Below are 25026 nucleotides of genomic sequence, written 5' to 3' on the forward strand. Positions count from 1 at the left end.
TGCACGTCTCTGCTCACGCTGGGGGGACGCCGTGCGGATGCTGCTCGTCACCACGCTGGTCGCGGGCGGCGCGGGCATGATGGGCGGCGCCCCGATGATGGCGCCCCCGGGCCAGGGCGGCGACGGCAAGGACCACCAGCGCAAGGTCCGCCTGGAGGGCGAGGCCCTGGTGGAGGAACCGCCGAAGGCGTCCAAGCCGACCATCGGCGAATAACCAACCCAAAGGGGGGACCTCCACGGAGGTCCCCCCTTTCCATGTCCACAACCACCCGGGGAATCCCGAACGCTGAACTCGGGGGTCGCGAACGTACGACACGGTGGTCCCGAACGTACGACTCGCGCGCGTGTCGAACACCCAGCCCCCGCGAGTCGTACGTTCAGACCTCGCGTGTCGTACGTTCAGGTCGCGCGTGTCGTACGTTCAGGACCACCGTGTCCCACGTTCAGGACTGGTGAGTTCTGCGTTCGTGGTCGGTGGTCAGGGTTGTTAGTTGGGCGGTGACGGCGGGTTCGGCGGCGGCTCGGTCGGCCGGGACCAGGCCGATCCTGGTGCGGCGGTCGAGGATGTCGTCGGCGGTCAGGGCGCCCTCGTGGTGGACGGCCCAGGCGACCTCGCCCAGCTCGGCCACGCGGGGGGCCTCGCCGCCGTAGCGCGCCACCAGGTGGGCGGGGGCGGGCGTGGTCGGGGGTGTGGCGCCGACCAGGGGGAGCGTGGCGGTGCGGCAGGGGGCGGTGGTCAGGCGGGTGGCGTCCACGGCGTCGGCGGCCATGCGGCGGTAGGTGGTCAGCTTGCCGCCCACGACCGTGGTGACGTTGCCCGAGGTCAGCACGGCGTGCCGGCGGGACAGGTCGGCGCTGGGGCCGCCGCCGCCGTTGAGCAGCGGGCGCAGGCCGGCGAAGGCGCCCAGGACGTCGGCCGGCGACAGGGGGCGCTCCAGGACCGAGGAGGCGACCCGCAGCAGGAAGTCCACATCGGACCGGGGCACGGTCGGGACGTCGGGGACGGGGCCGGTGACCGGTTCGTCGGTCAGGCCCACGTAGACGCGGTCGTCGTGCTGGGGCAGCAGCAGGGCGAAGCGGTTGCGCGCGCCGGGGACGGGCACGGTCAGGGCGGTGCCGGTCAGGCCCGCGGTGGAGGCCGACAGCACCAGGTGCGAGCCGCGCGACGGGCGCAGGTCCACGTCCACCAGGTCGCCCGCCCACACGCCCGCGGCGTTCACCACCGCGCGAGCCCGGAGGTCGAGGGACTCGCCGGTCAGGGTGTCGACGACCTGCGCGCCCGTGCCGGTCAGGGCGACCGCGCGGACGCGGGTGAGGATTCGCGCGCCGTGGCCGGCGGCGGTGCGGGCCAGGGCGATCACCAGGCGGGCGTCGTCGACCAGCTGGCCGTCGAAGCTCAGCAGGCCGCCGCGCAGCCCGGCGCGGCGCAGGCCGGGTGCCAGGGCCAGGGCCTCGGCCGCGGGCACCCGGCGCGGCGGCGGCAGCACGCCCGCCGGGGTGCGGGCCAGGTGGCGCAGCGCGCCGCCGGCGCGCAGGCCGGCCATCACCACGGACGAGCGCGAGCGGTCGTGCAGGGGGACGAGCTGGGGGAGCGCCCGGACCAGGTGCGGCGCGGTGCGGGTCATCAGGATGCCGCGCTCGACCGCGCTCTCGTGGGCCAGGCCCACCTCGCCCTGCGCCAGGTAGCGCAGGCCGCCGTGGACGAGCTTGCTCGACCAGCGCGACGTGCCGAACGCCAGGTCGTGCGCCTCCACCAGGCACACCGACAGGCCGCGCGACGCCGCGTCCAGGGCCACGCCCGCGCCGGTCACGCCGCCGCCGACCACGAGCAGGTCCACCGGCTCGGCGGCGACGTGGTCCAGGTCGCGGGCGCGGCGGGCCGCGTTCAGGGACGTGCCCGGGGAAATGTCCGGCGACGTGCCCGGCGAGGCGTGCTGGGAGGGGGTCATGTCAGGGCCGCTTCCAGGTAGGCGGACAGTTCGGCCAGCAGCTCCTCGAAGTCGAGGTCGGTGGTCGCCGGTCGCACGGACAGCACCAGCGACTGCGTGGTGAGCAGCACCAGCCGGGCCTGCGCGGCGGCGGAGCCGGGCCGGATCGAGCCGTCCGCGTGCCCCTCCTCGACCCGCGCCACCAGGAACGCCTCCACGAGCTTCTGCGTGCTGCCCAGCCGCTGCACGAGGTAGGGCAGCATCAGCTCGGCGTCCAGGTCGAGCACCCGCCGCATCAGCGGGTCGGCGGCCAGCAGCCGGATGCCCGCGATCGCCCGCGCGACCAGGCGCTGCCGCGCGTTGTCCCCGGTCACCTCCACGCGCCCGAGCAGCGCGGTGAACTCCCGGGTCATCAGGGTCCGGACCAGCGTCCTCACGTCGGGGAACCGCCGGTACAGGGTCATCCGGCTCACGCCCGCGCGCTTGGCGACGTCGGTCAGCGTGGTGCGGCGGACCCCGACCTCGACCACGCAGTCGCGGGCCGCGTCGAGCAGGGCGTCATCACTGTGACGTTGGGACGTCATGTGTAACACTGTAGCGGTGACGGAGCGCATCGACCACACCCTCCGGGCTCGCTGGACCCCTGGGGCCGGGCACCTCCCGCCGCACGCCCTGAAGTGGCTCGGGCAGCGGATCGGCCCCATCGGGACCGGGGCCGGGACCGGAGACCGGACCGGAGCCGGGGGCAAAACCGGGGCCGAAACCGGAACCGGTGAGGCCACGCCCGTGCGGTTGCCCGCCGTGCCCGGGTCCGCGCTCGACGACGACGCGCGCGCCGCGCTCGACGACGTCGTCGGCCCCGGTTTCGTGCGGGTCGACCGGGACTCGCGGCTGGGCCGCGCGGGCGGTCTGTCCTACGTGGACCTGCTGCGGCAGCGCGGCGAGGGCGTCCTGGCCGTGCCGGACGCGGTGGTCCTGCCCGGCACGCCGGAGCAGGTCGTCGACGTGCTCAAGGCGTGCGCGGAGCACGACGTGGCGGTGGTGCCGTTCGGCGGCGGCACGTCCGTGGTGGGCGGCGTGAACGCCCTGCGCGGCGACAAGGCCGCGGTCGTCGCGCTCGACCTGGCCAGGCTGGACCGGCTGGTGGACGTCGACCCGGTCTCCCGGCTGGCCGTGCTCCAGGCCGGCGTGACCGCGCCGCGGGCGGACCACCTGCTCGCCGCGCACGGCCTGACCACCGGCCACGTCCCCCAGTCCTACGAGCGCGCCACGATCGGCGGGTTCGCGGCCACCCGGTCGGCCGGCCAGGCGTCCTCCGGCTACGGCCGGTTCGAGGACCTGGTGGAGGGCGTCCGCCTGGCCACCCCCGCGGGCGAGTGGCGGCTGGGCGGCGCGCCCGCGTCCGCCGCCGGCCCCGACCTCAAGCAGCTGGTCGTCGGCAGCGAGGGCGCGCTCGGCGTCATCACGGAGGTGGCGCTGCGCGTGCGGCCGCGACCCCGGGCCGAGCGCTACGGCGGTTTCGTCGTCGACGGCTGGGAGCACGGGCAGCGGGTCGTGCGCGCGCTGGCCCAGGACCGGGTGCTCGCGGACGTGACCCGGCTGTCCGACGTGGAGGAGACGGAGGTGTCGCTGGCGCTGGCCGGCGGCTGGAAGACCACCGCGCTCAAGGCGTACCTCGGGGCGCGCGGCGTGGCGCGGCCGTGCCTGCTGGTCCTCGGCTGGCACGGGCGCGACGAGGCGGAGGTCGCGCGCAAGCGCCGCGACACCCTGCGGGGCCACCGCCTGGTGTCGCTGGGCCGCCCGCTGGGCGAGGCGTGGCGGCGCGGCCGGTTCCACGGCCCGCGCCAGCGGGACGCGCTGATGGAGGTCGGCGTGTGCGTGGAGACCCTGGAGACCGCCGCGCACTGGTCCCGGCTCGACGACCTGCGGACCGCCGTGCGCGGCGCCCTGCTCGACGCGCTGGGCCGGTGCGTGGTCATGTGCCACCTCTCGCACGCCTACGAGACCGGCGCGTCGCTGTACTTCACCGCCATCGCCGCCCGCGACCCCCGGGACCCGGTCGGCCAGTGGCAGGTCGCCAAGGCCGCCGCGAGCGAGGCCATCGCCGGGCTCGGCACGATCACCCACCACCACGCGGTCGGCGTCGACCACGCCCCCTACCTCGAAGCGGAGGTCGGCGCGCTCGGCCTGGACGTGCTGGCGGCCGTCAAGCGCACGCTCGACCCGACCGGCGTGCTCAACCCCGGCAAGCTCCTCGCCGACGGCGGCACCCGGCCTGGCCGGGCGGCCGACGGCCGTTGACCCGGTCCGTCCACAGCGGACCGGGGGGCTAAGCCCGGCGGACCAGCTCGAACAGCTCCGCCCACTGCTCGGCGCGCAGGTCGCGCGGCAGCACGCGGTCGGTGACGCCGTGCCGCCGCGCCCACGCCGAGGTGCGCGCCGCCGGGAACGCCGCGCGCACCACCTGCCGCAGCCCGCGCCCCCGGCCGGTGAACACGCGGTGCACGAACGCCTGGTACGCCCGCCGGTCCGGGTCGGGCACCAGCGGCCGGGTCCGGCGGGTCGCGGTCAGCAGGCCCCCGTCCACGCCGGGGCGCGGGCGGAACGCCTCCGCCGGCACCCGCCGGTGCAGCGCGAAGTCGTACCAGGGCCACCACTGCGCGGTCATCATGGTCGCGCCGCCCACCCCCGCCCGGCGGCGCGCGACCTCCCACTGCACCAGCAGCACCGCGTCCGTCCAGTGCCCGGAGTGGACGACCCGCCGCAGCACCGCCGTGGTCCGGTGGAACGGCAGGTTGCCCACCAGCACGTGCGGCGCGGCGGGCAGCCGGAAGTCCAGGAAGTCGGCTCGCACGACCGAGGCGCCGGGCCCGAGCCGGTCGCGCAGCTCGCGGACCCGCCGCCCGTCCACCTCCACGGCGGTCAGCGGGCGGCCGAGCGCCGCCAGGGGCAGGGTCAGCGCGCCGGCGCCGGGTCCGATCTCGACGATCGGGCCGCTGGTGCGGGCGACGAGGTCCACCACCGCGCGGATCGCGGCGGGGTCGGTGAGGAAGTTCTGGCCGAGTTCGTGCCGGCCGTCGTGGTGGGTGCGCACAGGGGCTCCGCGGCTCTGGGAGTGGAGCCGGGCAGCGCGGAACGGGCCGCCCGGCGAATGAACTCGCGGGAGCGGCGGAACTCGTCGTCGGAAGAGTGAGGAGGACCGCCGCTAGGAGCGGCGGATCCGGGTCACTGCCGTCGAGGCTGCGCACATGCGGGCGAACCTAGCGCGTCGCGCGGCGGGCCCGCCAACGATTTACAGCGTGACCAGCGCCTTGCCCAGGTTCTCGCCGCGCAGCATCCCGATGAACGCCTCCGGCGCGCGCTCGATGCCCTCGGTGACGGTCTCGCGGTAGCGCAGGCTGCCGTCGGCCACCCAGCCGCCGACCTCGCGGGTGAACCGCTCGCGCAGGTGCTCGTGGTCGCGGACCAGGAAGCCGCGCAGGGTCAGCCGCTTGCCCACGGCCAGGCCGAGGTGCCGCGGGCCGACCGGGTCGGGCGTGTTGTAGTTGGAGATCGCGCCGCACAGCGCGGCGCGCCCGTGGGGGTTGAACGAGAGCAGCGCCGCGTCCAGGTGCTCGCCGCCGACGTTGTCGAAGTACACGTCGACGCCCTCCGGCGCGGCCGCCGCGAGCAGGTCGGCCACCGGGCCGTCGTGGTAGTCGAACGCCGCGTCGAAGCCCAGCTCCTCCACCAGGTGCTTCACCTTGGCCGCGCTGCCCGCGCTGCCGATGACCCGCTTCGCGCCGCGCAGCCTGGCCACCTGGCCGGCGACCTGCCCCACCGCGCCCGCCGCGCCGGAGACGAACACCACGTCGCCCTCCCGGAGGCCGGCCACGTCCAGCAGGCCCGCGTAGGCCGTCATGCCGGGCATCCCCAGCACGCCCAGGTAGGCGCCGGGCGGCGCGGCGTCCGGGTCGACCCGGACCGCCGAGGAGGCGTCCACCGCGGCGTACTCGCGCCAGCCCGCGCCGTGCAGCACCACGTCGCCCGCGGCGAAACCGGGCGCGCGGGACGCCACGACCTCGCCGACCGCGCCGCCGTCCAGCACCTCGCCCAGCCCGAAGGGCGGCACGTAGGACTCGCCCGCGTTCATCCGGCCGCGCATGTACGGGTCGACGCTCATCACCAGGTTCCGGACCAGCAGCTGCCCGTCGCCGGGCGTCGGCACGGGGACCTCCACCAGCTCGAAGTCGGCGGCGGTCGGGTAGCCCACGGGGCGGGAGGCGAGGCGGATCTCGCGCGCGGTGCTCGGTGCGGTCATGTGCACCACAACCGCGCGGGCCACGGGCGCTGTTCCGGCCCTCAGCTGTGACCTGCGTCCCGCAGCGCCGCCAGGCCCCGGTAGGCGAACCCCAACCGCCGGTAGACGCCGATCGCGGGCCCGTTCCCGGCGTCCACCATCAGCGCGCACGTGCCGTGCTCGGCCAGCAGCGCGGCCGCGACGAACGAGCACACCCGCACCGACAGCGACCGGCCCCGGTGCTCCGGGTGCGTCGCCACGCCCGCGATGAACCCCACCCCGGGCGTCGACCACGCGTCCGCGGCCACCGCCACCAGCTCGCCGCCCCCCGCCCGCACCCCCGCCCACCTGGTCGGCCCCGGCTCGCCCGGCCACGCCCACGAGTCGGGGTTGGCCCGCCGCAGCAGCGCCCCGACCTCGTCCCACTCGTCCTCGGCCAGCCAGCGGGCGCCGGCGGCGGGCCCGGCCGGCGGCCCGGTGCGGTCCATCCAGCCGAACACGCCCCGCAGCGGCCAGTCCAGCTCCTCGGCCAGCGCCGCGGTCACCACCGGCCGGCACCCCGGGCGGGAGTGCTCGCGCAGCAGCGCCAGCACGTCGCCCGGCGGCCCGGCCAGCACCAGCCGGTCGTGCCGGTACAGGCCCGGCGCCCACACGGCCACCGCGTCGCCGCGCGCCCACGCGGACCCGCCGCGACCGGGCAGCAGGGCCTGCGCCGCCCAGCGCAGGAGCGGGTCCGGGGAGGCCGAGGCCACGTCGGCGGGGGTGGGGAGAACGCGCATGACCGCATCATCACCCACGGGCTACCCTCGCCCGAGTGGACATCCGCCGGGTCACCTCGCTCGACGACGTGGTGGCCGCCGGCCACCTGTTCGACGCCCCGCCGCGCGAGGACGCCACCCGCGCGTTCCTCGCCGACGACCGGCACCACCTGCTCATCGCCTACGTGGACGGCCACCCCGCCGGATTCGCCTCCGGCGTCGAGACCATCCACCCCGACAAGGGCGTGGAGATGTTCCTCTACGAGCTGGGCGTGGACGACGGGCACCGGCGCCGCGGCATCGCCACCGCGCTCGTGCGCGCCCTGCTCGACCTGGCCCGCCGGCGCGGCTGCACCGGCGCGTGGACGGGCACCGAGCGGGACAACGCCGCCGCGCTGGCCACCTACCGCGGCACCGGCGCCGAACTGGACCACGACACCGTCGTGGTCTCCTGGGGCTTCTGAGCGGGTCCTCCCAGGGCGGGTTCCCTCTGAACGGGTCCTCTCACAGGACGGGTCCCCTCAGGCGCTCTTGCGGCGCAGCAGGGAGCGCTTCTGCGCGGCCTCCTCCAGCGCCCGGTAGGCCCGGTCCATCGCCTCGTCGTACTCCCGCTGCGGGCGCGGCGGCACCGACTCGTCGGGCGCGGGCATCGGGGTGATCTTCATCCACCGCTCCTCCCACAGCAGCTCGACCACGGCCTCCCAGTGCACCCGCGCCAGGCCCCTGGTGACCCGCTCCTGCCCGATCACCTCGGCCATCCGCTCCTGGGACGCGATCAGCCACCCCACCATGAGCCGCACCCGCTCCCGGTCGTGCTCGCGCATCCGGTCGAGCGACTGGTCCACCTGCCGGGCGATCTCCTTGTACCGCTCGACCGCCGAGCCCGGCACGGTCCGCGGCACGAGTTCCCCACTGGTGCGCTGCACCGGCACCAAGGACGCGTGTCCGATCATGCTTCCTCCCCGGCTAGGGCCGAGCCGCGGGTCGACTCGGTGTCGAACGGGATGACCACCTGAGGACGGGAGTGCTCGAACCGGTCGAAGAACAGGCCGCGCCGCGGTCGGGGCGACCACGACAGCACCTGCTCCGGCCCGAACGACACCAGGTCCTTGCCCTGCACGTCGAACGCCACCCAGGCGCCGACGTCGTCGTACACACCCGGCGGCAGGCTGTTCTTGAGCCGCTGCACGCCCCGCCACCAGCCCAGCACGTGCGTCCGGTGCTCCGGGCCGTGCTTGAGCACCGTGCGCAGCCGGTCCACGCCGGAGACCCGCTTGTCGTCCTTGGTCTCCAGCAGGGCCTGCGCCGCGTCCACCGCGTAGACCACGACGTAGTGGGGGTCCGGCGGCGCGCCCGCCGCGCCGGTCATGCCCGCGGTGAGCCCGTCCGCGATCTCCCGGACCAGCTCGCAGAAGTCCTTCAGGACCACCTGGGAGACCTGGTGGCCCGCGTCGCACAGCTGCTTGGCCAGCTTGTCCGCGTGCGGCGCGGCGTCCTCGGCCAGGCACGCCAGCGTGAACCGGGCCTCGCCGGGCTCGTGCTGGCGGCCCAGCGACAGCGCGGCGGCCGCCAGCACCGCCGCCGCGTCCTCCGCCAGCGAGCCGATGACCGCGACGTTGCGGCCGGGGGTGCGGGCGAACCGCACCTTGGCCGCGCTGCCCGCCACGTCGATGACCTGCCCCAGCAGCACGGTCGGGTGGGCCGCACCCGACCGCAGCGCCCGGTGGTCGGGCAGCGAGGCCAGCACGGGCACCTTGCTGCCGTCGAACAGGATCGGCTCGGCCAGGTCCGCCGGGCGGCGGCGGTGCAGCTCGACCTGGAGCGCGTCGATCGTGCCCTTGCGGGTGGCGTCGGGGACGCGCGCGACCTCGTTGCCCGGCCGCACGCCCGACTCGTGGTTGACCACGGCGTGCCAGCGCGGCAGCTCCACCGCGGCGTCGTTCTGCGGCTCGGCCAGCACCCGCCGCGCCTTGGGCAGCGCGATCCGCACGGTGAACTGCTCGAAGATCGCCGACTTGCCCCAGAAGCCCTCGATGCCGGACACGTCCTGGCTGGACAGCACCAGGTGGATGCCCTGCGACCGGCCGCGCCGGGCCACGTCCTCCAGCAGCTGGGTGGCCTTGGCGGTGACCTGGTCGCGCTCGGCGAACAGGTACTGGAACTCGTCGATCACGGCCACCACCCGCGGCCAGTGCCCGTGCGGGTCCTCCTCGCGCAGCTGCTCCAGCTTGGTGACCTCGTGCCGCTTGGCCGCGTCGGCGCGCCGGCGCATCTCGTCGGCCAGGAACGCCAGCAGCGCCAGGCCGAACTCGCGGTCGGTGTTGACGTTCACGCCGACCAGGCGCGCGTGCGGCAGCCACGTCGGGTCCTTGCGGCCCGGCGCGAACTGCGCGAACGACACGCCCTCCTTGAAGTCCAGCAGGTACAGCTCCAGCTCGTCCGGCGCGTACCGGGCGGCCAGGCTGCCGAGCATGGCGTAGAGGAAGTTGGTCTTGCCCGACCCGCTGGGGCCGCCGATGAGGGCGTGCGGCGAGGTGTCGCCCAGGGCGACGTGCACCGGTTCGCCCTCCTGGAAGCCGACCGGCGCGACCACGCCCGCCGAGGAGCTCTCCAGCCACAGGTGCTCGGGCAGCAGGTCGCCGAACGAGCTGAGCCGGGTGCGGCGCGCCTCGCGGGCCTCCGCGATGACCGCGCACGCGCGGGGCACCAGGTCGCGGGGGAACGGCGGGTCCAGCTCGACGGTCACGTGCTCGCCGGTCATGGTGCACTTCGCGGTGAGGTCGTCGGCCACGGTGACGGTCTCGACCGCCGAGTTGACCGTGACCGGGATGTCCACCACGACCAGCTGGATGCCCGCGGCCAGCCCGTTGCGGGCCACCCGCTGGAGCTGCTGCTGGTGCTCCTCCTTGAGCGGGCGGCGGTTGCCGAACAGCACGGCCACCCGCCACGGCTCGGTGCGCCGCCCGCCCGTCACGCCCGCCGAGTGCGCGCCCACCGAGTGGTGGCCCTCGACCAGCACGCCGGTGTGCACGCGGCGGATGTGGTCGGACAGCTCGTCCAGCAGCTCGTGCAGCCGGGCCGGGTCGTGCACGGTGAGCAGCCCGGCGCGGGTCAGCGGGTACAGGCCGGGCAGGGCGCCGGTGAGCTGGGCGACGTCCCACACGTGGACGTGCACCAGGCCGGGCTGGAAGTGGCTGAGCAGGCGCAGCAGCAGGTTCTCCACCAGGCCCTCGGCGGCGACGCGGCTGACGTGGGTGGAGGAGACGTGCAGGTGCGCCTGGTCGAGCAGCGGCACGGCGACCGGGAACCCGCGGCGCTCCGGCGCGCTGGGCACCGTGCCCGTGCCGACGCGCCACAGCTCCGGCACGCCCTCGCTGCCGTCGGCGGTGCCGGGCGCGCCGAGCCACGACTCGGGCGGCCAGGACGCCGGGCCCTCGGCCACCGCGCCCACCAGCGCGGTCAGCCGGTCGGGCCCGTGCTCGGACCACTCGCGGAACGCCTCGGCGCGGTCGAGCACCGCCTGCGCCACGTGCTGGTCGAACAGCTCGTTGCGCAGCACCTCGGCCAACGCCGGGTCGTCGAACGCCCGGTCGACGCCCTCGCCGCGCAGCACGGCCTCGACGATGCCCCGGGCGTGCTCCTCGGCCGCCAGGCGGTGCTCGCGGGTGGCGTTGCCCAGCGCGGCGGCCACGGACCGCCGGAACTCCTCGAAGGCGTCCTCGATCCGCTTCTGGCGATCCTCCCGCCTGCTCACGTCACAGCTCCGTCGTCAGTCGTCGGGCCAGTTCCAGGCTCGCGACGATCAGCTCCAGCTCGTCCTCGAACATCTCCCGGGCCCTGGCGAACTCCGGCGGCACCAGGGGCTGGTGGTGGTTGGCGCTCGCCTTGCCCAGCGCGTCGACCGCCTCGTCCAACGCGCCCTGGGCCTCCCGGACGCACCGGTAGGCGTCGCGGAGCAGCTCGCAGCCCTGGTCGAGTGCGAGCTTCACCTCCCCGATCGACGTCACGTCACAGCTCGGAATTCATGCCCTCGGCCTGGGAGATCCCGGCACTGAGGGTTTTCTGCAGATCGGATACCCCGCTGACGACCTCGGCGAATCGCGCGTTCACCTGATCGGCCTCGGACCGGTTGCTGCCCTCGGTGGCGGTGCTGAGCAGCGATTGGGCGTCTTCGACCAGGTCAGCGGCCTGTTGCAGGGCGCTCACGCTCTCGTTGGCCTTCGCGATGGCCTGCTCGATCAAGCCGCGGACCTCTCCGATGCTGGCCATGTGCGCTCCCGACCCTCCTGCGAAAGTTGGTGTTCCTATTGTTGAAATTAGTACCTGAATTGTCACGTTTCACAAGCGGTATCGGCTAATCGGGTGGCGACGAAATCCACTCGATCGGATTAGTGACGGGCATCTCAGTCCGGCACCGTCCACACGAATGCCGAAGCCGGTGTCGCGGTGAGTTCCAGCGCGGTGATCCCGGCCGGTGGGGCGGGGGCGGCTGACCAGCGCGAGGTCGCCGACGGGCCGGACCAGTCGGGTGCCGACCACCCCGAACGGCCCAGCGACGCCACCGCGTCCCGTAGCGCCACGTCAGGTGAATTCTCGGTGGACCCGAGGTCGACGTGCACGCTCAGTAGATGCCCGTGCGGAGCCACCCGGGTGATCTTGCCATTCCGCGCGACCCGGCTCGCCACGGCCCGTGCCTGCCACTCGGCCCCGGCGGACCGGTCGGTGGCCACGTCGACCCGCAGCAGCAGCCTGGTGCTCGACGCGGGCTCGTCGGCGGGCAGGGCCGGCGGCGCGGGCTCGGCCCGCCCCCGGTGCTGCGGGTCGCCGCCCGCCCACGCCTCGACCAGCAGCCGCTCGACGCCCGGCAGCAGCTCGTCGAGCGGGTCCGGGTCGTCCAGCACGGTCCACGCGGTGGGCGGCTCGCACGCCACCCGGGGCAGCGGCAGCTCGTCGCCCAGCCGCCGCACGAAGGTCCGCACGGCGCGGGCCAGGGCGCCCGCCACGTTCTGCCCCACCCGCTCGCCGCTGACCAGGCTGATGGTCACCGACCAGCAGCCCGGTTCCTCGTCGGAGCAGTCGGAGGCCCGCACGACCCGCCCGCCCACCCGGCGCAGCAGCCCGTCGCAGGCCGCGCGCGCCTGCCGCTCGTCGTCGGCCGCCACCACCGCGGTGATCAGCAGCTCCAGGTCGTCCTCTGCCATCTCGGGGTGAAATTGTCCACGATCCGCGCGCGCGGCGTCAGCGACCCGCTTCGGACCCGCGCCGGCGCGCCCGCCGCACCTGGGACAACGCGGGATCCACAGCCATTACCCCTTCGGCGCGGCGATGTCGACGACCCGGTCGGGTGGACACCGTGGTTCATCCGCCGTCACTCACAAGCTCACCCTTGCGAACACCCCTCGTGATGACCGCTGATCAGGGCGTTTTGCCTGCTCAAACGAAGCGTCACACGATGCGGTAGGAGCCCGGCGAGGTCGGGGTGACCCCGGTAACGATGTCCTCGCATGGCACCACACGACACCCAGGAGGTTCCACCATGCGCAGCATCATCCGTTTCTTGGTCGCCGGCACCGCCGCGCTGCCGCTCGTGATCGGCGCGGCGGGCGTCGCGTCCGCGGACGCCGTGGAGTACGACCACGGCACCGTGGCGGCGGGGGAGGACGGCGCGTTCATCCACGGCCTCGCCTCCGGCGCGTCCGAGGACGGCGCGTACTTCGCCCAGCAGTTCCTGTACGCCGGTACGGAGGGCGCCGGCTACTTCGGCGAGCTGTCGTGGGTGTACGGGGACAACGCCGGCCACCACGAGGTGTGGAGCGCCGCCGGTGAGGACGGCGCCGCGACCGGCCACACCAACGCCACCGCCATGGACGAGGAGTGGGGCGACGACGACGCCGAGTGGGACGACGACGACGCCGAGTGGGACGACGAGTCCGACCACGAGTCCGGCGAGGACGACTGACCTCACCACCCCGCGTCTGACGGGTGGCGCGGCGTCCGCGCCTGCCGCTCCACCCGCGTGACGTGACCGGCTCGAACCGGGGGTCGCGTCACGGGCGCGTCGTCGGGCACCGGGGAAGCGATCGCGGTCCCGCCGCGCGGGTGGGCGTGGGCGCGGGAGGTGGCCGCACGACGCGTCGCGCGGCTCCTGGTCACGGGTGGTTCAGCCCGGGGCGAGCACCCGGCGGACGAACCCGACCACGTCGGCCAGCACCTCGTCCGAGTTCGTCTCGTTGAACAACTCGTGCCGGGCGCCGGGGTAGAGGCGCTCCTCGAACAGCAGCCCGCGCAGCCGGTCGGTGCCGGTGCGGGTGTCGGCCAGGGGCACCAGCTCGTCCGCCTCGCCGTGCAGCCACAGCGTGGGCAGGTGCTCCAGCGTGGGGCCGTAGTTCACCTCGTCCAGCGCGCGCTCCAGCGCCTCCAGCGTCTCCCGCCGGAACGGCCCGTGCCACACCAGCGGGTCGGCGGCGTACCGCTCGCCCACCCCCGGGTCGCGGGACAGCGCGTTCGGGTCGATCGGGGTGTCCGGGATCTCCGGCAGCGACAGCAGGTCCAGCCCCTGCCAGGTGCCGAGCACCGGCGCGGAGAGCACCAGCGCGGCCAACGGGTGCAGCTGGGCGTAGCGGGCGGCGACGAGCCCGCCCACCGAGTGGCCGACCAGCACGGTGGGCAGGTCGGACGCCGCGGAGCCGACCGCGGCGGCCACGTCCGCCACCACGCCGTCGAAGTCGGTGATCAGCGCGGGCTCGCCCTCCGAGCGGCCGTGCCCGACGTGGTCGGCCGCCACGACCAGCGCGCCCGCGCCGACCAGGGCGTCGGCGACGTGCCCGTACCGGCCGCCGTGCTCGCCGTAGCCGTGCACCAGCACGGCCAGCCACGTGGCGTCGAGGTTCGGCCAGGTGTGGACGGCGAGCTCCCCGGCGTGGCCGGAAACGTTGGACTCGATCACCTAGGCAGGGTAGAACGCGCTGATCTCGATCTTCCCACCGCCGCACACGGGACCCAGGGACCAGTCCAGGCTCATCGGCTGGGTCTCGTCCGGCGGGATGGCCCTGGCCTGCGCGGCCTCCGGCTCGCACGGCCCCTGGGCGGGGTCCTCGCCGCTCGGCACGACGGTCCAGTGCAGGTCCGCCACCGCCCGGCCCTTCGGCGGCAGGGCCACCAGGGTGGGCGCGGGGTCGGTGGTGCGCTGGAGGTCGGTGGGCACCGCCTGCCCGGAGGCGTCGAGCAGCTGGAGGCCGCTGTAGCCGTTGAGCGTGCACGGCGCCGTGCCGTTGTTGGTGACCACCAGCTTGGCGTACCGGTTGCCCGCGGCCGGGTCGCCGGGTTGGACCTCGGCGGCCAGCACCGCGGCCGTGCACCGGCCGGACGCCTGCGCGGTCGACGCCGCCGGTGTCGTGGTCGGGGGGGCGGACGACGGCGGCACGGGCGCCGCCTCGCTGCCGCCCGGTTCGATCCCGGCGCTGGAACCCCCGGCCACCGGGCCCGGGTTGCCGCACGCGGTGAGCGCGACCGCGAGGGCGCCGAAGACGACGAGTCGCCTCATGTCCACCTCCTGCTCGGGTACTACCCGGAGGACGTACCCCGTTGCCGGGCGGTTGGCCGCTGTGGCGAAAAATTCACCGGATCGGGTTGATCACCGGTAGTTACCGACCCAGCCGCCGTCGAGCCGGGGCATGTCGCCCACCTCGGCCGTCCACACGTAGGTCCAGCACACCCGCCCGTCCGGCAGGGCGACGCGGACGCGCGCGTACTCGTCGCCCTCGTACTCGTCGAGCACGGGCAGGGCGTCCTCGGGGTGGGCCAGCCGCAGCAGGTGGCCGGGCACGAGCGGACCGCCCGCGGGGCGCAGCGCCGGGTAGCCCAGGCCGGTGTCGTGCAGGGCGCCGGGCAGCGCGGCGGGCTCCGGGTCGTCGAGCACGAACGGCTCGACCAGGGGCCACGCGCCCATGCCGGGCTGGAGGGTGCCGTAGACGAACAGGCGGTCGGGCCAGTCGTCGGGCGTCGGGTCGCCGTGCACCGGCGTGACGTCGAGGCCGTCGGTGTCCGCCGGCCGGCCGCCCAGGCGGTGCGCGCCCCGCTGGTCCACGTCGGCGCAGCGCACCGGTCTGCCGTTGACCAGCAGGGGCATCCGCCGCCGGCCCGCGCCGGTGTAGGCCAGCACGGAGTCGACGACGGCGCCGTTGAACAGGGTCACCCGGCCGGTGCGCACCCGGACGAGCCGGTAGCGCAGGCCGCGGCCCTCGCAGCGGTCGAGCACGCGCAGCTGCTCGGCGGTGGCGAACCACACCGCGTGCTCCTCCTCGACGCCCGGCGCGGCGGCCAGGGTCGCCGGCCGCTGGCCGTCGGCCTTGCGCAGCCCGGCCGCCCACACCGCGGCGAGCCCCTCGCACCGGGCCCGCAGCACCACGGCCGGGCCGGCGAGCCCGAGCTGCTCGCGCAGCCAGGTCACCTTGGCGGGGTTGGCGTTGGAGCCGTAGGCCAGCACCGGCACCCGGCCCGCCAGCGGCGGTTCGCCGTGCCCGGCCAGCCAGTCGTCGAGGTCCCGCCCGTCCGGCGCGACCCGCCAGCCGGACACCGCGGTCGGGTCGGGGGTGACCGGCCAGCCGGCGCCGTCCAGGTGCACGAAGCAGTGACCCGGTCGAGCTCCCGGGTAGGGCTCGGCCGGGTGACTGTCGTCCGTGAACGGCTGCGTCATGACCCCATCCTGGCAAAGCTCACCGGAAATTCACCCGACGTCGGGTTCGCCGGTCGGGCCAGAGGTCGGACGTCCACACCTCCCGGCACGCCGAGCACCCGCGGTCGGCTTGCTCCTGGGCGGCACAGGTCGGAAGGGCGGCCGTGACCCGTCACACGTTCTCCGCGCGTCGCGCGTCGTACGCCTCCTGCGCGGCCACCAGGCTCGGCAGGTTGTCCTCGATCCAGGTGAACAGCCCCTTGACCCGTTCCGCGATCTGGGTACCCAGGGGGGTGAGGGAGTAGTCCACGCGCGGGGGGATCACCGGGTGGACCTCGCGGCGCACCAGGCCGTCGCGCTCCAGCGCCTGCAACGTCTGGGCGAGCATCTTCTCGCTCACCCCGCCCACCTCCTGGCGCAGCTCGCCGAACCGCAGCGTGCCGCGCACCAGCTTGGCGAGCACCAGGGTGCCCCACCGGCTGGTGGCGTGGTCGGCGATCAGCCGGGACGGGCAGTTGGGGTCGTACACGTCAGCCTGCTGGACCATGCCGGGCACTCTAGCTGGATGCTTTCCGGATCGTTAGTACCCCACGAAAAAGTAGGTACTTACGAATAGTTAGTTACTCGCCTAGGTTCACCGGCATGACGACGTTGATCACCGGTGTGTCCGGCCACCTCGGTTCCCTGATCCTGGAGCACGCCCTGACCCGCGTCCCCGCCGGCGAGCTGGTCGCGGCCACGCGCCACCCCGAGCGGGTCGGCGACCTGGGCGTGGAGGTGCGCGCGGGCGACTTCGCGGGGGACCTCTCGGCGACCTTCGCGGGCGTGGACAAGCTGCTGCTGGTGTCCGCGGACGGCCCGGACGAGCGGCGGATCGCGATGCAGCGGACCGCCGTGCGCGCGGCCGTCGACGCCGGTGTCCGGCACGTGCTCTACACCTCGGTCACCGACGCCGACACCTCGCCGCTGTCCCTGGCCGCCGCGCACCGGGCGACGGAGGAGGCGATCCGGGAGACGGGTGTGGCGTTCACCTTCCTGCGCAACGGCATGTACCACGAGAACTACCTCAACCCCGGCCCCGTCGTGACGGCCGCCGGGGACGGGCGCGTCGCCAGCGCCTCGCGGGACGACCTGGCGCTGGCCGCCGCCGTCGCGCTGACCGGGGCCGGGTACGAGAACACCGTGCACGAGCTGACCGGGCCGCGGGCGTGGAGCTTCGACGAGCTGGCCGCGCTGCGCGGCACCACGCACACCAGGGTCACGGGGGCGGAGCGCGTGGCGGGTCTGGAGGGCTTCGGCCTGCCGGGCTTCGTGGCCGAGCTGCTGGCCGACATCGAGGTCAACATCGGCCGCGGGGTGCTGGCGGAGGTGCGGCCGGACCTGGAGAAGCTGATCGGCCGCCCGCCGACCACGATCGAGGACGCGGTGCGCGCCCTCTGAGCGGGGGGGGGGGCGGCCGGCGGGGGGCGGGGGAGAGCGCCCCTCCTGACCGCGCCGGCCCGCACCCGCGCCGCCCCTGGCGCCCTGGCACCCGCCCCGTCGCTGCCCTGCCCCGTCGCTGCCCGCGCCGTCGCGGGCTCGACCCGGCACTCACCCCAGCAGCAGGGCCGCGTCGATCTCGCGGTGCGCCTCGGGGTGCTCCCGCCACCACGTCGCGTACCCCGGGTTGCGGGGCAGCACCTCCCGGTACGCCCTGGCCGCCGCGGCGAACACGTCGTCGGCCCGACCGGCCGCGGGCCCCTCGCGCCGGGTGGCCAGCAGCAGGTCCACCATCAGCGGCGCGCCGCGCAGCGGCCGGATGACGATCCCGTCGCCGCCGCGCGACTGGGGCATCGCGAACGACACCGCGCCGTTGGCCACCAGGCCGCGGGCGGTGCCGGCCTCGTTGACGTGGTGGGTGAACCGGGGCGTGAACCCGGCCTCCGCGCAGGCGGTGAGGATCTGGAGGCGGTTGCCGACGATCTCGTCCGGCCGCGACACCCAGTCCCGGTCGGCGAGCTGCGCGAGGTCCACCTCCTCCTGCGCGCCCAGCGGGTCGGTCTCGGGCAGCGCGACGAACTGCGGCTCGCTGACCAGCCGCCGGATCTCCAGGCCGCGCAGCTCGCGCCGCTCCAGCCCCTCGAACCGGTCCAGCACGCCCAGGTGGACCTGCCCCGACACCAGCAGCTCCAGCAGGTCCGACGCGCCGGGCAGGATCTCGGTGCGGACCTCCGAGCAGGGGATCGCCTTGCGCAGCTCCTCCACGAAGTACCCGAAGAACAGCGTGGGCACCCCGCCGACGAGCAGCGGTCCGGGCGTGCCGCCGCGGCTGCGCCCCCGCGCCAACGTGACCAGCTGCTCGACCTCGTCGAGCACCAGCCGGGCCGTGCCGACGACCTGCCTGCCCAGGTCGGTGGGCGCCGAGCCGGTGGGGGTGCGGTCGAACAGCCGGCCGCCGATGATCCGCTCGACGGTCCGCAGCTGGGCGCTCATCGCGGGCTGGGTGAGCCCCAGTCGGGTGGCGGCCTTGGTCAGGCTGCCCTCTTCGGCGATCGCGCAGACCGCGCGCAGGTGGCGGATTTCCAGCTCGGGCATAACGCTCTTCTATCCCCCTTTCGTATGAGCCGCCAGCCCCCTGTCCGGTCATAGTGGGCGAGGTCCCCGGAGCGGGGCGGGCAGAGAGCCGAGGAGAGCGGATGAACCGCACGAGCCAGATCTACTAGGGAGCCGCGGCCACCCCGGTCCGGACCGCGTCCCCACGGGCGCGGTCGGGCGACCCGGGCCCCGTTCACGCGGGCGGGGTCCGGCGGCGCCGGAGGACCGGGGTGGGCCGGAGGGGTGCGAGGCGGACGTCCCCACCCCGCGCGGGGCCGCCGGTCGTGACTGCGGAGTAGCGACCGGCGGCCCCGGCGCACCGCTCCCGGCGGGCGGCCGACCGCCCCCGTCGGTAGCGTCGAGGGCATGTCAGTGGTGGACAGTCCCGTCAGCTGGGTGAAAGAGCACATCCGGAAGTACGTCGAGACCGACGGCGCCGAGGGTCACGAGTGGCGGCCCGGCGTCTTCACGCTCCTGCTGACCACGCAGGGGCGCAAATCGGGTCAACCGCGGCGCACCGCGCTGATCTACCAGCCCCACGGCGACGCCTACGTGGTCGTCGCCTCCAACGGGGGCGCGAGCGACGACCCGGCGTGGTTCAAGAACATGCGGGCCGACAACACCGCCGAGGTGCAGGTCCTGGCCGACAGGTTCCAGGTCCGGTCCCGCGTGGCGACCGGCGAGGAGCGCGAGCGGCTCTGGCGGCTGATGACCGAGGTGTGGCCGGACTACGACGAGTACACCAGGAAGACCGACCGGGAGATCCCGGTGGTGGTCCTGGAGCGCGCCTAGGTCCGGACCGCTAGATCCGGACCGCCGCGCCGGTCACGGTGACCCGCGGGTCGTCGGGCGAGACCCGGACCTCCAGCGTGCTCGGGCGCCCCAGGTCCACGCCCTGGTGGATGGTCAGCACGCTCGGCCGGGTGATCTCGCCGACGACCCGCAGGTAGCCGCCGAACGCCGCCGCGGCCGCCCCGGTCGCGGGGTCCTCCACGACCCCGCCGACCGGGAACGGGTCGCGCGCGTCGAACACGCCGTCCCCGCGCCGGTGCACCAGGTGCGCGGTCACCGCGTCGTGCGCCCGCAGCAGGTCGCCGAGCGCGTCGAAGTCGTAGTCCAGCGCCGCCAGCCGCTCGCGGGTGCGCGCGGCCAGCACCAGGTGCCGCGCCCCGCCGAACGCCCAGTGCGCCGGGTAGCGCGGGTCGAGGTCGTCGGCCGACCACCCGAGCGCCGCCAGCGCGGCGCGCACGTCCTCCCGCGCCGCCGCCTCCGACGAGGTGGGCACGCTGGTCAGGCTCGCGGTGCCGGGCGCGGCGTCGACCTCGACCAGCCCGGCCCTGGTGTGGAACCGCAGCCGGCCGGTCCGCCCCAGCGCCACCGCGGTGGCCACGGTCGCGTGCCCGCAGAACGGGATCTCCACCAGCGGGCTGAAGTAGCGCACGTCGAACTCCCCGTCCGCCGCGCGGGGGAACGCGAACGCGGTCTCGGAGTAGCCGACCTCGGCGGCGACGCGGAGCATGGCGGCCTCGTCGAGGCCGCCGGCGTCGAGCACGACGCCGGCCGGGTTGCCGCCCGCGGGGTCGGTGGTGAAGGCGCTGTAGCGGAGCACTTCTGCGGTCATGGCTTGAGCGTCCCCCGTCCGCGGTCATCGAGTCCAACGATTCCCGGCGATCGGTCCTATCGGTAGTGTCGATGGGGTGGACACCCGCCTCCTGCGCACCCTCCTGGTGCTCGCGCGCACGGGCAGCTTCACCGCCACCGCGGCCGAGCTGCACCTCGTGCAGTCCACGGTGACCAGCCAGGTCAAGGCCCTGGAGCGGGACCTCGGCGCGCGCCTGTTCGACCGGCTGCCCGGTGGCGCCCGGCTGACCGGGGCGGGCCGGCAGGCCGTCGAGCACGCCCGCGAGGTGCTGACCGCCGAGCAGCGCCTGCGGGACGCGGTGCGCGGCGGCACCGCCGTGGAGGGTGACGTCCGGGTCGCCGCGCCGGAGTCCGTGTGCGCCTACCGGCTGCCGCAGCGGATCGCCGCCGTGGCCCTGCGGCACCCCGGCATCACCGTGCACCTGTCGCCCGCCGGCACCCGGGGCGCGCTGGCCGGGGTTCGCGACGGCACCCTGGACCTGGCCCTGGTGCTGGAGGAGTCCGTGGTCGCGCCGGGCCTGGAGGCGACCGCCGTCGGCGTCGAGCCGATCGAGCTGGTCGCCGCGCCCGGCGCGGTGCCGGACGAGCGGTACTTCCTGCTGGAGGAGGGCTGCTCCTACAGCGACCGGTTCGTGCGCGGGCTGCCCGCCACGTCGGGCATCACCCGGTTCGGCAGCATCGAGGCCGTCCGGTCGTGCGTGGTGGCGGGCCTGGGCCGGACCGTGCTGCCGCGCGTGGCCGTGGCCGAGCAGCTGGACGCGGGCACGCTCCGGCGCGTGCGCGGGCTGCCCGACACCACGCTGTTCCTGGTCTCCGATCCGCGCCGCACGCCGTCCGCGGCGGTGCGGGCGGTGGTGGAGGCGGTCGGCGCGATCAGCCGGTCCGCTCCGGCCCGGTCCGCTCCGGCCCGGTCCGCTCCGGCCCGGTCCGCTCCAGCCCGGCCAGCACCCCCTCGCAGCTGCGCACCACCACCGCCGCCGCCCGCCGCTGCGCGTGGTCCAGCGCCGGGTTGACCGCCTGGTCCCGCCAGCGGACCAGCGCGTCCAGCACGACGTGCCGCAGCTCGTCCGCGCCGTACTCGCCCGGGTCCACGTCGTCCTCCACGCCCAGCCGCGTCAGCAGGTCCGTGCCCAGGCCGCCGACCAGCCGGGACGCCTCGGCGTCCAGCTCGCCGGGCAGCCGGGTGCGCCCGCCCTGGAGCGCGGCCAGCAGCCGCAGCTCCCGGAAGTCGTGCGCGGAGGCCAGGACCCGCTCCACGGCCGTGACCAGGCCCGCCGAGCCGGGGCGCGGCTCGGCCCGCAGCACCACGTCCAGGCCCAGCAGCGCCGACCGGGCCTTGAGCACCCCGCGGCGCTCGGTGAAGTAGACGCCGATCGAGTCGCGCAGCTCGCCCAGGCCGCTGCGCTGCACCAGCTGGCCGGTCAGCTTGACCTGCGTGTCGAAGCCCTGCCGGACCAGCGTGGTGGTCAGCCGCACGCCGAAGATGCCGAACCGGTCCACCAGCCCGCGCCGCACCTCCGGGTCGAGCCGCACCGGGAAGTCCTCGCCCACGAACCGGTCGGCGGACAGCAGGTGGTCCTCCAGCTCGGTCCGGGCCAGCGACGCGAGCGCGGCCAGCGCGGCGAACTCCTCGGGCCGCAGCGTGCGGGCGGCCACCGCGAGCAGCCCGGCGACGGCGACCACGTTCTGGCACAGCGGCCGGACCGCGGCCTCGCGCCGGTAGCGGCGGGCGATCTGCTTGGCCGAGGACAGCGCGTCGATCCGGCCGCCGCCGATCTCGTCGGCGCGCGCGAGCACCAGCACGGTGCTCACCGGCGCGGCCCGCGCCACCGGGTGGTCGTGCGCGGCCCGCAGGAACCGCACGTCGTCGGCGTGCACGTGCCTGGTCAGGTACAGCACGGCGTCGGCCTCGCCGCACACCTGCTCGACCGGCGCGCCCGCCGCGGTGTCGACGAGCACCAGGTCCCGCAGCGCGCGCGACGGCCACTCGACCACCACCCGCTCGGCGTCCGGCGCGTCCACGAACGCCTTGCCGCCGCGCCGCCCCACCGGCACCTCGTACTGGCCCGCGAACGCCCGCGCCCGCGTCCCGTCCCGGTACCACGTGGTCGCCGCCGGCGGCGCGAACTCCTCGCCGACCAGCGCGCCCACCAGGGTCGACTTGCCCGAGCGCGGCGCGCCCGCCACGGCCACCCGCACCGGCTCGTCCATCCGCTCCAGGTGCCCGCGCAGCCACGCGACCGCGCGCGGGCTGTCGCGGTAGACCGCCAGGGCGTCCGCGAGCAGCGCCCGGACCTCGTCCTCCACGGCCATCAGGCGCTGATCCCCAGCGGGGGCGCCTGCCCGCCCGCCAGCGCCTGCACCCGCTGGTACAGGGTCACCAGCCGGTCCAGCTCGCGCCGCGCCTCGCGGGTGCGGCGCTCGCGCTCGGTGGCGTCCTCCTGCACGGCCCGGCGCGCGCTGCGGGCGGACTCCAGCAGCGTCTCCTGGAGCTCCTCGGCGAGCGTGGTGAAGTGGTTGCGCAGGCTGCGCTGGACGTGCCGGGCCGCGTCGCGGCAGTCCTTGCCGAACTTGAGGAAGAAGTCGTCCACGTGCCGCGCGGCGGCGGCCCTGGCGGCGGCCTGGCGGCGGCGCAGCCGCTGGTCGCCCTCGTCCAGGATCGACTTGCCGCCGAACAGCGCGCCCGCGCCCAGCGAGATGGCGTTGATCAGCGGCATCCCGGCCAGGCTGGTGGCCAGGCCGAACATCAGCACGCCGCCGTAGGAGCCCTTCAGGCCGGTGAACGCCTTCTGCGCCAGGCCGAACTTCTCGATCAGCGGCTTGTCCAGCGGGGCCGGCCGGTCCAGCACGTCGTCCGGGAACACCGACCCGGGCAGCAGGTCGTCGCGGGCCACCGGGAAGCTCTTGGCCACCTTCTCCGCCACCCACTCCGAGCGGTCGAGCAGCCAGGCGAAGTTCGTCGTGGCGGCCTCGGTGAGGTTGTCCTCCAGCCACCTCTCGAACTCGTCCCAGCCCAGCGCCGGGTCGGCGGTCTCGAAGGTCCGCTCCACCTCGCGCAGGATGCGGCGGGTGCGGTCGCGCAGGTCGTGCTCGATGTCGGAGACCAGGTCGGCCATCTCGTCGGCCAGCACCGTCTGCCAGCGCGCGGACCGGCGGCGCAGCTCGTCGATGCGGCGCTGCGCCTCGTTGAGCGCGGCCATCGTGTCCTCGGCGCGGTGCGAGGCCCGCGCGGAGAGCTCCTCGCGGACCGGGACGACGAGCTGCCGGATGGCCGAGGCGGCGGTGACCGCGACCGAGCGGCGGGCCAGCAGGTCGGCGGCGGCCAGGATGTCCTGCCGCACGCACGCCATGAGCTCGGGGAACCCGGACTCGGCGTTGAGCGCCGTGTCGCCGGTCTTGGCCGCGCGCAGCCGCAGCGCCGAGGACACCGGGATCAGCTTCGCGGTCACGCCCGCGCGGGCCAGGCGCGCCCGGTTGCCCTCGACCACGCGCCGCCACTGCGCCGCGATGTCGATCTTGGTGAGCACCACGACCACGTTCGGGCAGGAGGTCATGACCTGCTTGAGCAGCTCCAGCTCGGAGTCGGTCAGCTCGGCGGTCGCGTCGGACACCATCAGCACCGCGTCGGCCTGGAGCAGCGCGGTGAACGTGCTGGCGGTGTGCGCGGGCCGCAGGTCGCCGACGCCCGGGGTGTCGATCAGCACCAGGCCGGAGTCGAGCAGGGCGCGCGGGATGCCGACCTCCGCCCGGACCAGGTCGCCCTGGCCGGTGCTGACCTGGCTGGCCAGCTGGTCGATCGGCACCGGGATGCGCTCGGTGGGCACGTGGTGGGGGGAGAAGCGCTCGGTGGGGGTGTTCGCCGGGGACGCGCCGCGCACGAGCGCCGCGGAGGGTGTCTCCGCGTGCTGCACGAAGGTGGGCACGGTGCCGGTGACGTCGTCACCCACCGCGCACACCGGCGCGTTCACCATCGCGTTCACCAGCTGGCTCTTGCCCTGCTTCGGTTCCCCGACCACGAGGACCCGGAGCTTGGGGTCGAGCTGGCGGGCGCGCTTGTCGCGCAACCGTTCGGCCAGGTCGGGCCGGTGGTGCGCGGCGCAAGCCCGGATCGTGTCGTCTAGCACGTCGAGCCAAGGCGCGGACATCACCCGTCAGAGTGTGCCGCCAAATCCCACCCGGGGGAAAGTGAGAGCCGGTCCCGTTGGTCGGACGGGACCGGCTCTCCGGCAGTGGATCAGTCTCAGAAGAGCAGGTCGTCCACCCCGAGGGAGCCGACGACCGGGAGGTCGACGTCGCTCACCGCGTCGGTGACGTTGCTCACGACACCGCCGACGCCGACGGTGTGCGCGGTGCTCGCGACCGTCTCGGTCACGGTCACCAGGGGCGCGTCGGTGTCGAAGGAGTGGTGCTGCCCGGCCGCGTGCGCCTCGATGTCGAGGTCGACGACCCGGGTCACGCCGCCGAGGTCGCCGGGCAGGGTGCTGGTGAGGCCACCGGTCACGCCGTCGACCACGCCGGTCAGCGTGTCGAGGGAACCGAACGCGGTGCTGGTCAGGCTCCCCGCGTCCGGCAACGCGCCGGTGACCCCACCCGCGGTGGCGCCGTCCGGGGAGCCGGTCGCCGTGGCGGTCAGGTCGTGCGCCTGACCCGTGGCGGTGTGCAGCGTGCCGTCCAGGGTGGCGGTCACGTCGTTCACCGCGGAGAAGTCGCCCCCGACCGTCAGCTTCGCCGCGGCCGACGCGTCGAGGAGGTCCCAGCTGGACACGCCGCCGAACACGGTCAGGCCGCCGGCGTCCGCGCTCAGGGTGCCCGCCACGGCGGCCTTGAGGTCGGACGCGCCGGTCGCGCCGGACACCGCGAGCTGGTCGGTGACGACCTTCAGGCGGAAGATCGCCGCCGCGGTGCCGGCGTCGGCGAGGTCCAGCGGCAGGTCGTCGAGCAGCGAGCCGTCGAGGGCGGGCAGGCTCCCGGTCGGCACGTAGTCGAGGACCAGGGGAATGACCTCCTGCACGTCAGCTGCGCTGATGTCGCCCAGACCGGCCCGTGCCAGGGAACCCGCGGCATCGGCCTGGAAGTCGGCCAGCGCGGTCGGGTCGCTGAGCAGGTCGAGGACGAAGTCGTGCAGCGTGTTGGGGCTGGTGCCCATGGTGGATTTCTCCTGGTCAGATAGGA

24 protein-coding genes and 2 pseudogenes are annotated in these 25026 nt (G+C 75.1%); 7 read left to right on the forward strand and 19 right to left on the reverse strand.

Annotation, left to right across the window (positions count from 1 at the left end):
* On the forward strand, positions 1–214 hold a 214-nt coding region (locus ACFP3R_RS17465; RefSeq protein WP_380637276.1), incomplete at its 5' end, for a hypothetical protein.
* A 229-nt stretch (positions 215–443) separates the two neighbouring features.
* Here ACFP3R_RS17465 and ACFP3R_RS17470 read toward each other — a convergent pair.
* Positions 444–1949: a glycerol-3-phosphate dehydrogenase/oxidase gene (locus tag ACFP3R_RS17470; protein WP_380637277.1), complete on the reverse strand. Its 1506-nt coding sequence runs from the start codon at positions 1947–1949 to the stop codon at positions 444–446.
* Entirely contained in the window at positions 1946–2512 is a 567-nt protein-coding gene (locus ACFP3R_RS17475; protein ID WP_380637278.1) for a TetR/AcrR family transcriptional regulator, read from the reverse strand. Before ACFP3R_RS17475 ends, ACFP3R_RS17470 begins: the two co-directional genes overlap by 4 nt.
* A gap of 16 nt (positions 2513–2528) precedes the next feature.
* On the opposite strand from ACFP3R_RS17475, the gene ACFP3R_RS17480 reads away from it, so the two are divergent.
* Entirely contained in the window at positions 2529–4229 is a 1701-nt protein-coding gene (locus tag ACFP3R_RS17480) for an FAD-binding oxidoreductase (RefSeq protein ID WP_380637279.1), read from the forward strand.
* Here the strand turns inward: ACFP3R_RS17480 and erm are convergent.
* The 3 genes and pseudogenes from erm to ACFP3R_RS17495 all read right to left on the reverse strand — a co-directional run bounded on the left by erm (position 4165) and on the right by ACFP3R_RS17495 (position 6986).
* Positions 4165–5022: pseudogene (erm, locus tag ACFP3R_RS17485) on the reverse strand (23S ribosomal RNA methyltransferase Erm). The gene ACFP3R_RS17480 and the pseudogene erm overlap by 65 nt on opposite strands.
* 198 nt (positions 5023–5220) lie before the next feature.
* Positions 5221–6228, reverse strand: coding sequence for an NADP-dependent oxidoreductase (locus ACFP3R_RS17490; RefSeq protein ID WP_380637280.1), 1008 nt, complete (start codon positions 6226–6228; stop codon positions 5221–5223).
* Between the two features lie 41 nt (positions 6229–6269).
* Positions 6270–6986 carry a GNAT family N-acetyltransferase gene (locus tag ACFP3R_RS17495; protein WP_380637281.1) on the reverse strand — a complete coding sequence of 239 codons (717 nt, stop codon included), beginning with the start codon at positions 6984–6986 and terminating at the stop codon, positions 6270–6272.
* A 35-nt stretch (positions 6987–7021) separates the two neighbouring features.
* Between ACFP3R_RS17495 and ACFP3R_RS17500 the strand changes: the two genes are divergently transcribed.
* Entirely contained in the window at positions 7022–7429 is a 408-nt protein-coding gene (locus tag ACFP3R_RS17500; protein WP_380637282.1) for a GNAT family N-acetyltransferase, read from the forward strand.
* Between the two features lie 57 nt (positions 7430–7486).
* Here the strand turns inward: ACFP3R_RS17500 and ACFP3R_RS17505 are convergent, their stop codons facing one another.
* The 5 genes from ACFP3R_RS17505 to ACFP3R_RS17525 form a co-directional block, all read right to left on the reverse strand.
* Positions 7487–7918, reverse strand: a complete 432-nt coding sequence (locus ACFP3R_RS17505) for a hypothetical protein (RefSeq protein WP_380637283.1) — start codon at positions 7916–7918, stop codon at positions 7487–7489.
* Positions 7915–10719, reverse strand: coding sequence for an FtsK/SpoIIIE domain-containing protein (locus tag ACFP3R_RS17510; protein WP_380637284.1), 2805 nt, complete (start codon positions 10717–10719; stop codon positions 7915–7917). Before ACFP3R_RS17510 ends, ACFP3R_RS17505 begins: the two co-directional genes overlap by 4 nt.
* Position 10720: 1 nt before the next feature.
* Positions 10721–10972, reverse strand: coding sequence for a hypothetical protein (locus ACFP3R_RS17515; RefSeq protein WP_380637285.1), 252 nt, complete (start codon positions 10970–10972; stop codon positions 10721–10723).
* Position 10973: 1 nt separating this feature from the next.
* On the reverse strand, positions 10974–11234 hold the full coding sequence (locus ACFP3R_RS17520) for a hypothetical protein (RefSeq protein WP_380637286.1): 261 nt from the start codon (positions 11232–11234) through the stop codon (positions 10974–10976).
* Between the two features lie 134 nt (positions 11235–11368).
* Positions 11369–12166 (reverse strand): hypothetical protein, encoded by a 798-nt coding sequence (locus tag ACFP3R_RS17525; protein ID WP_380637287.1) that lies wholly within the window; start codon positions 12164–12166, stop codon positions 11369–11371.
* Between the two features lie 335 nt (positions 12167–12501).
* Between ACFP3R_RS17525 and ACFP3R_RS17530 the strand changes: the two genes are divergently transcribed.
* On the forward strand, positions 12502–12924 hold the full coding sequence (locus tag ACFP3R_RS17530) for a hypothetical protein (protein ID WP_380637288.1): 423 nt from the start codon (positions 12502–12504) through the stop codon (positions 12922–12924).
* A gap of 201 nt (positions 12925–13125) precedes the next feature.
* Here ACFP3R_RS17530 and ACFP3R_RS17535 read toward each other — a convergent pair whose 3' ends face one another.
* The 4 genes from ACFP3R_RS17535 to ACFP3R_RS17550 form a co-directional block, all read right to left on the reverse strand.
* Complete coding sequence (locus ACFP3R_RS17535) at positions 13126–13911, reverse strand: alpha/beta fold hydrolase (RefSeq protein WP_380637289.1); 786 nt, start codon at positions 13909–13911, stop codon at positions 13126–13128.
* Positions 13912–14508 carry a DUF4232 domain-containing protein gene (locus ACFP3R_RS17540; protein ID WP_380637290.1) on the reverse strand — a complete coding sequence of 199 codons (597 nt, stop codon included), beginning with the start codon at positions 14506–14508 and terminating at the stop codon, positions 13912–13914.
* A gap of 90 nt (positions 14509–14598) precedes the next feature.
* Entirely contained in the window at positions 14599–15660 is a 1062-nt protein-coding gene (locus ACFP3R_RS17545; RefSeq protein ID WP_380637291.1) for a gamma-glutamylcyclotransferase, read from the reverse strand.
* Positions 15661–15811: 151 nt separating this feature from the next.
* Positions 15812–16186: a winged helix-turn-helix transcriptional regulator gene (locus ACFP3R_RS17550; RefSeq protein ID WP_380637292.1), complete on the reverse strand. Its 375-nt coding sequence runs from the start codon at positions 16184–16186 to the stop codon at positions 15812–15814.
* A 95-nt stretch (positions 16187–16281) separates the two neighbouring features.
* Between ACFP3R_RS17550 and ACFP3R_RS17555 the strand changes: the two genes are divergently transcribed.
* A complete protein-coding gene (locus ACFP3R_RS17555; protein ID WP_380637293.1) occupies positions 16282–17079 on the forward strand; it encodes an NAD(P)H-binding protein in 798 nt (265 codons plus the stop codon).
* Between the two features lie 150 nt (positions 17080–17229).
* Here ACFP3R_RS17555 and ACFP3R_RS17560 read toward each other — a convergent pair whose 3' ends face one another.
* Positions 17230–18213, reverse strand: a complete 984-nt coding sequence (locus ACFP3R_RS17560) for a LysR family transcriptional regulator (RefSeq protein WP_380637294.1) — start codon at positions 18211–18213, stop codon at positions 17230–17232.
* Positions 18214–18579: 366 nt separating this feature from the next.
* Between ACFP3R_RS17560 and ACFP3R_RS17565 the strand changes: the two genes are divergently transcribed.
* On the forward strand, positions 18580–19005 hold the full coding sequence (locus tag ACFP3R_RS17565; protein ID WP_380637295.1) for a nitroreductase family deazaflavin-dependent oxidoreductase: 426 nt from the start codon (positions 18580–18582) through the stop codon (positions 19003–19005).
* Between the two features lie 10 nt (positions 19006–19015).
* On the opposite strand, the gene ACFP3R_RS17570 is transcribed toward ACFP3R_RS17565, so the two are convergent.
* Positions 19016–19834, reverse strand: coding sequence for a PhzF family phenazine biosynthesis protein (locus ACFP3R_RS17570; RefSeq protein ID WP_380637296.1), 819 nt, complete (start codon positions 19832–19834; stop codon positions 19016–19018).
* Between the two features lie 76 nt (positions 19835–19910).
* Between ACFP3R_RS17570 and ACFP3R_RS17575 the strand changes: the two are divergent.
* Positions 19911–20708, forward strand: a pseudogene (locus ACFP3R_RS17575) (LysR family transcriptional regulator); the annotation flags it as partial.
* A gap of 19 nt (positions 20709–20727) precedes the next feature.
* On the opposite strand, the gene ACFP3R_RS17580 reads toward ACFP3R_RS17575, so the two are convergent.
* The 3 genes from ACFP3R_RS17580 to ACFP3R_RS17590 all read right to left on the reverse strand — a co-directional run bounded on the left by ACFP3R_RS17580 (position 20728) and on the right by ACFP3R_RS17590 (position 25000).
* A complete protein-coding gene (locus tag ACFP3R_RS17580; RefSeq protein WP_380637297.1) occupies positions 20728–22167 on the reverse strand; it encodes a GTPase family protein in 1440 nt (479 codons plus the stop codon).
* Positions 22167–23999, reverse strand: a complete 1833-nt coding sequence (locus ACFP3R_RS17585) for a dynamin family protein (protein WP_380637298.1) — start codon at positions 23997–23999, stop codon at positions 22167–22169. The genes ACFP3R_RS17580 and ACFP3R_RS17585 overlap by 1 nt, the downstream gene beginning before the upstream one ends.
* Positions 24000–24094: 95 nt before the next feature.
* Positions 24095–25000 carry an IniB N-terminal domain-containing protein gene (locus tag ACFP3R_RS17590; protein ID WP_380637299.1) on the reverse strand — a complete coding sequence of 302 codons (906 nt, stop codon included), beginning with the start codon at positions 24998–25000 and terminating at the stop codon, positions 24095–24097.
* Positions 25001–25026: the final 26 nt, after the last annotated feature.

Origin of the sequence: Saccharothrix lopnurensis (genome assembly GCF_042658445.1) — a bacterium.
In the GTDB taxonomy this organism is placed as follows: domain Bacteria; phylum Actinomycetota; class Actinomycetes; order Mycobacteriales; family Pseudonocardiaceae; genus Actinosynnema; species Actinosynnema lopnurensis.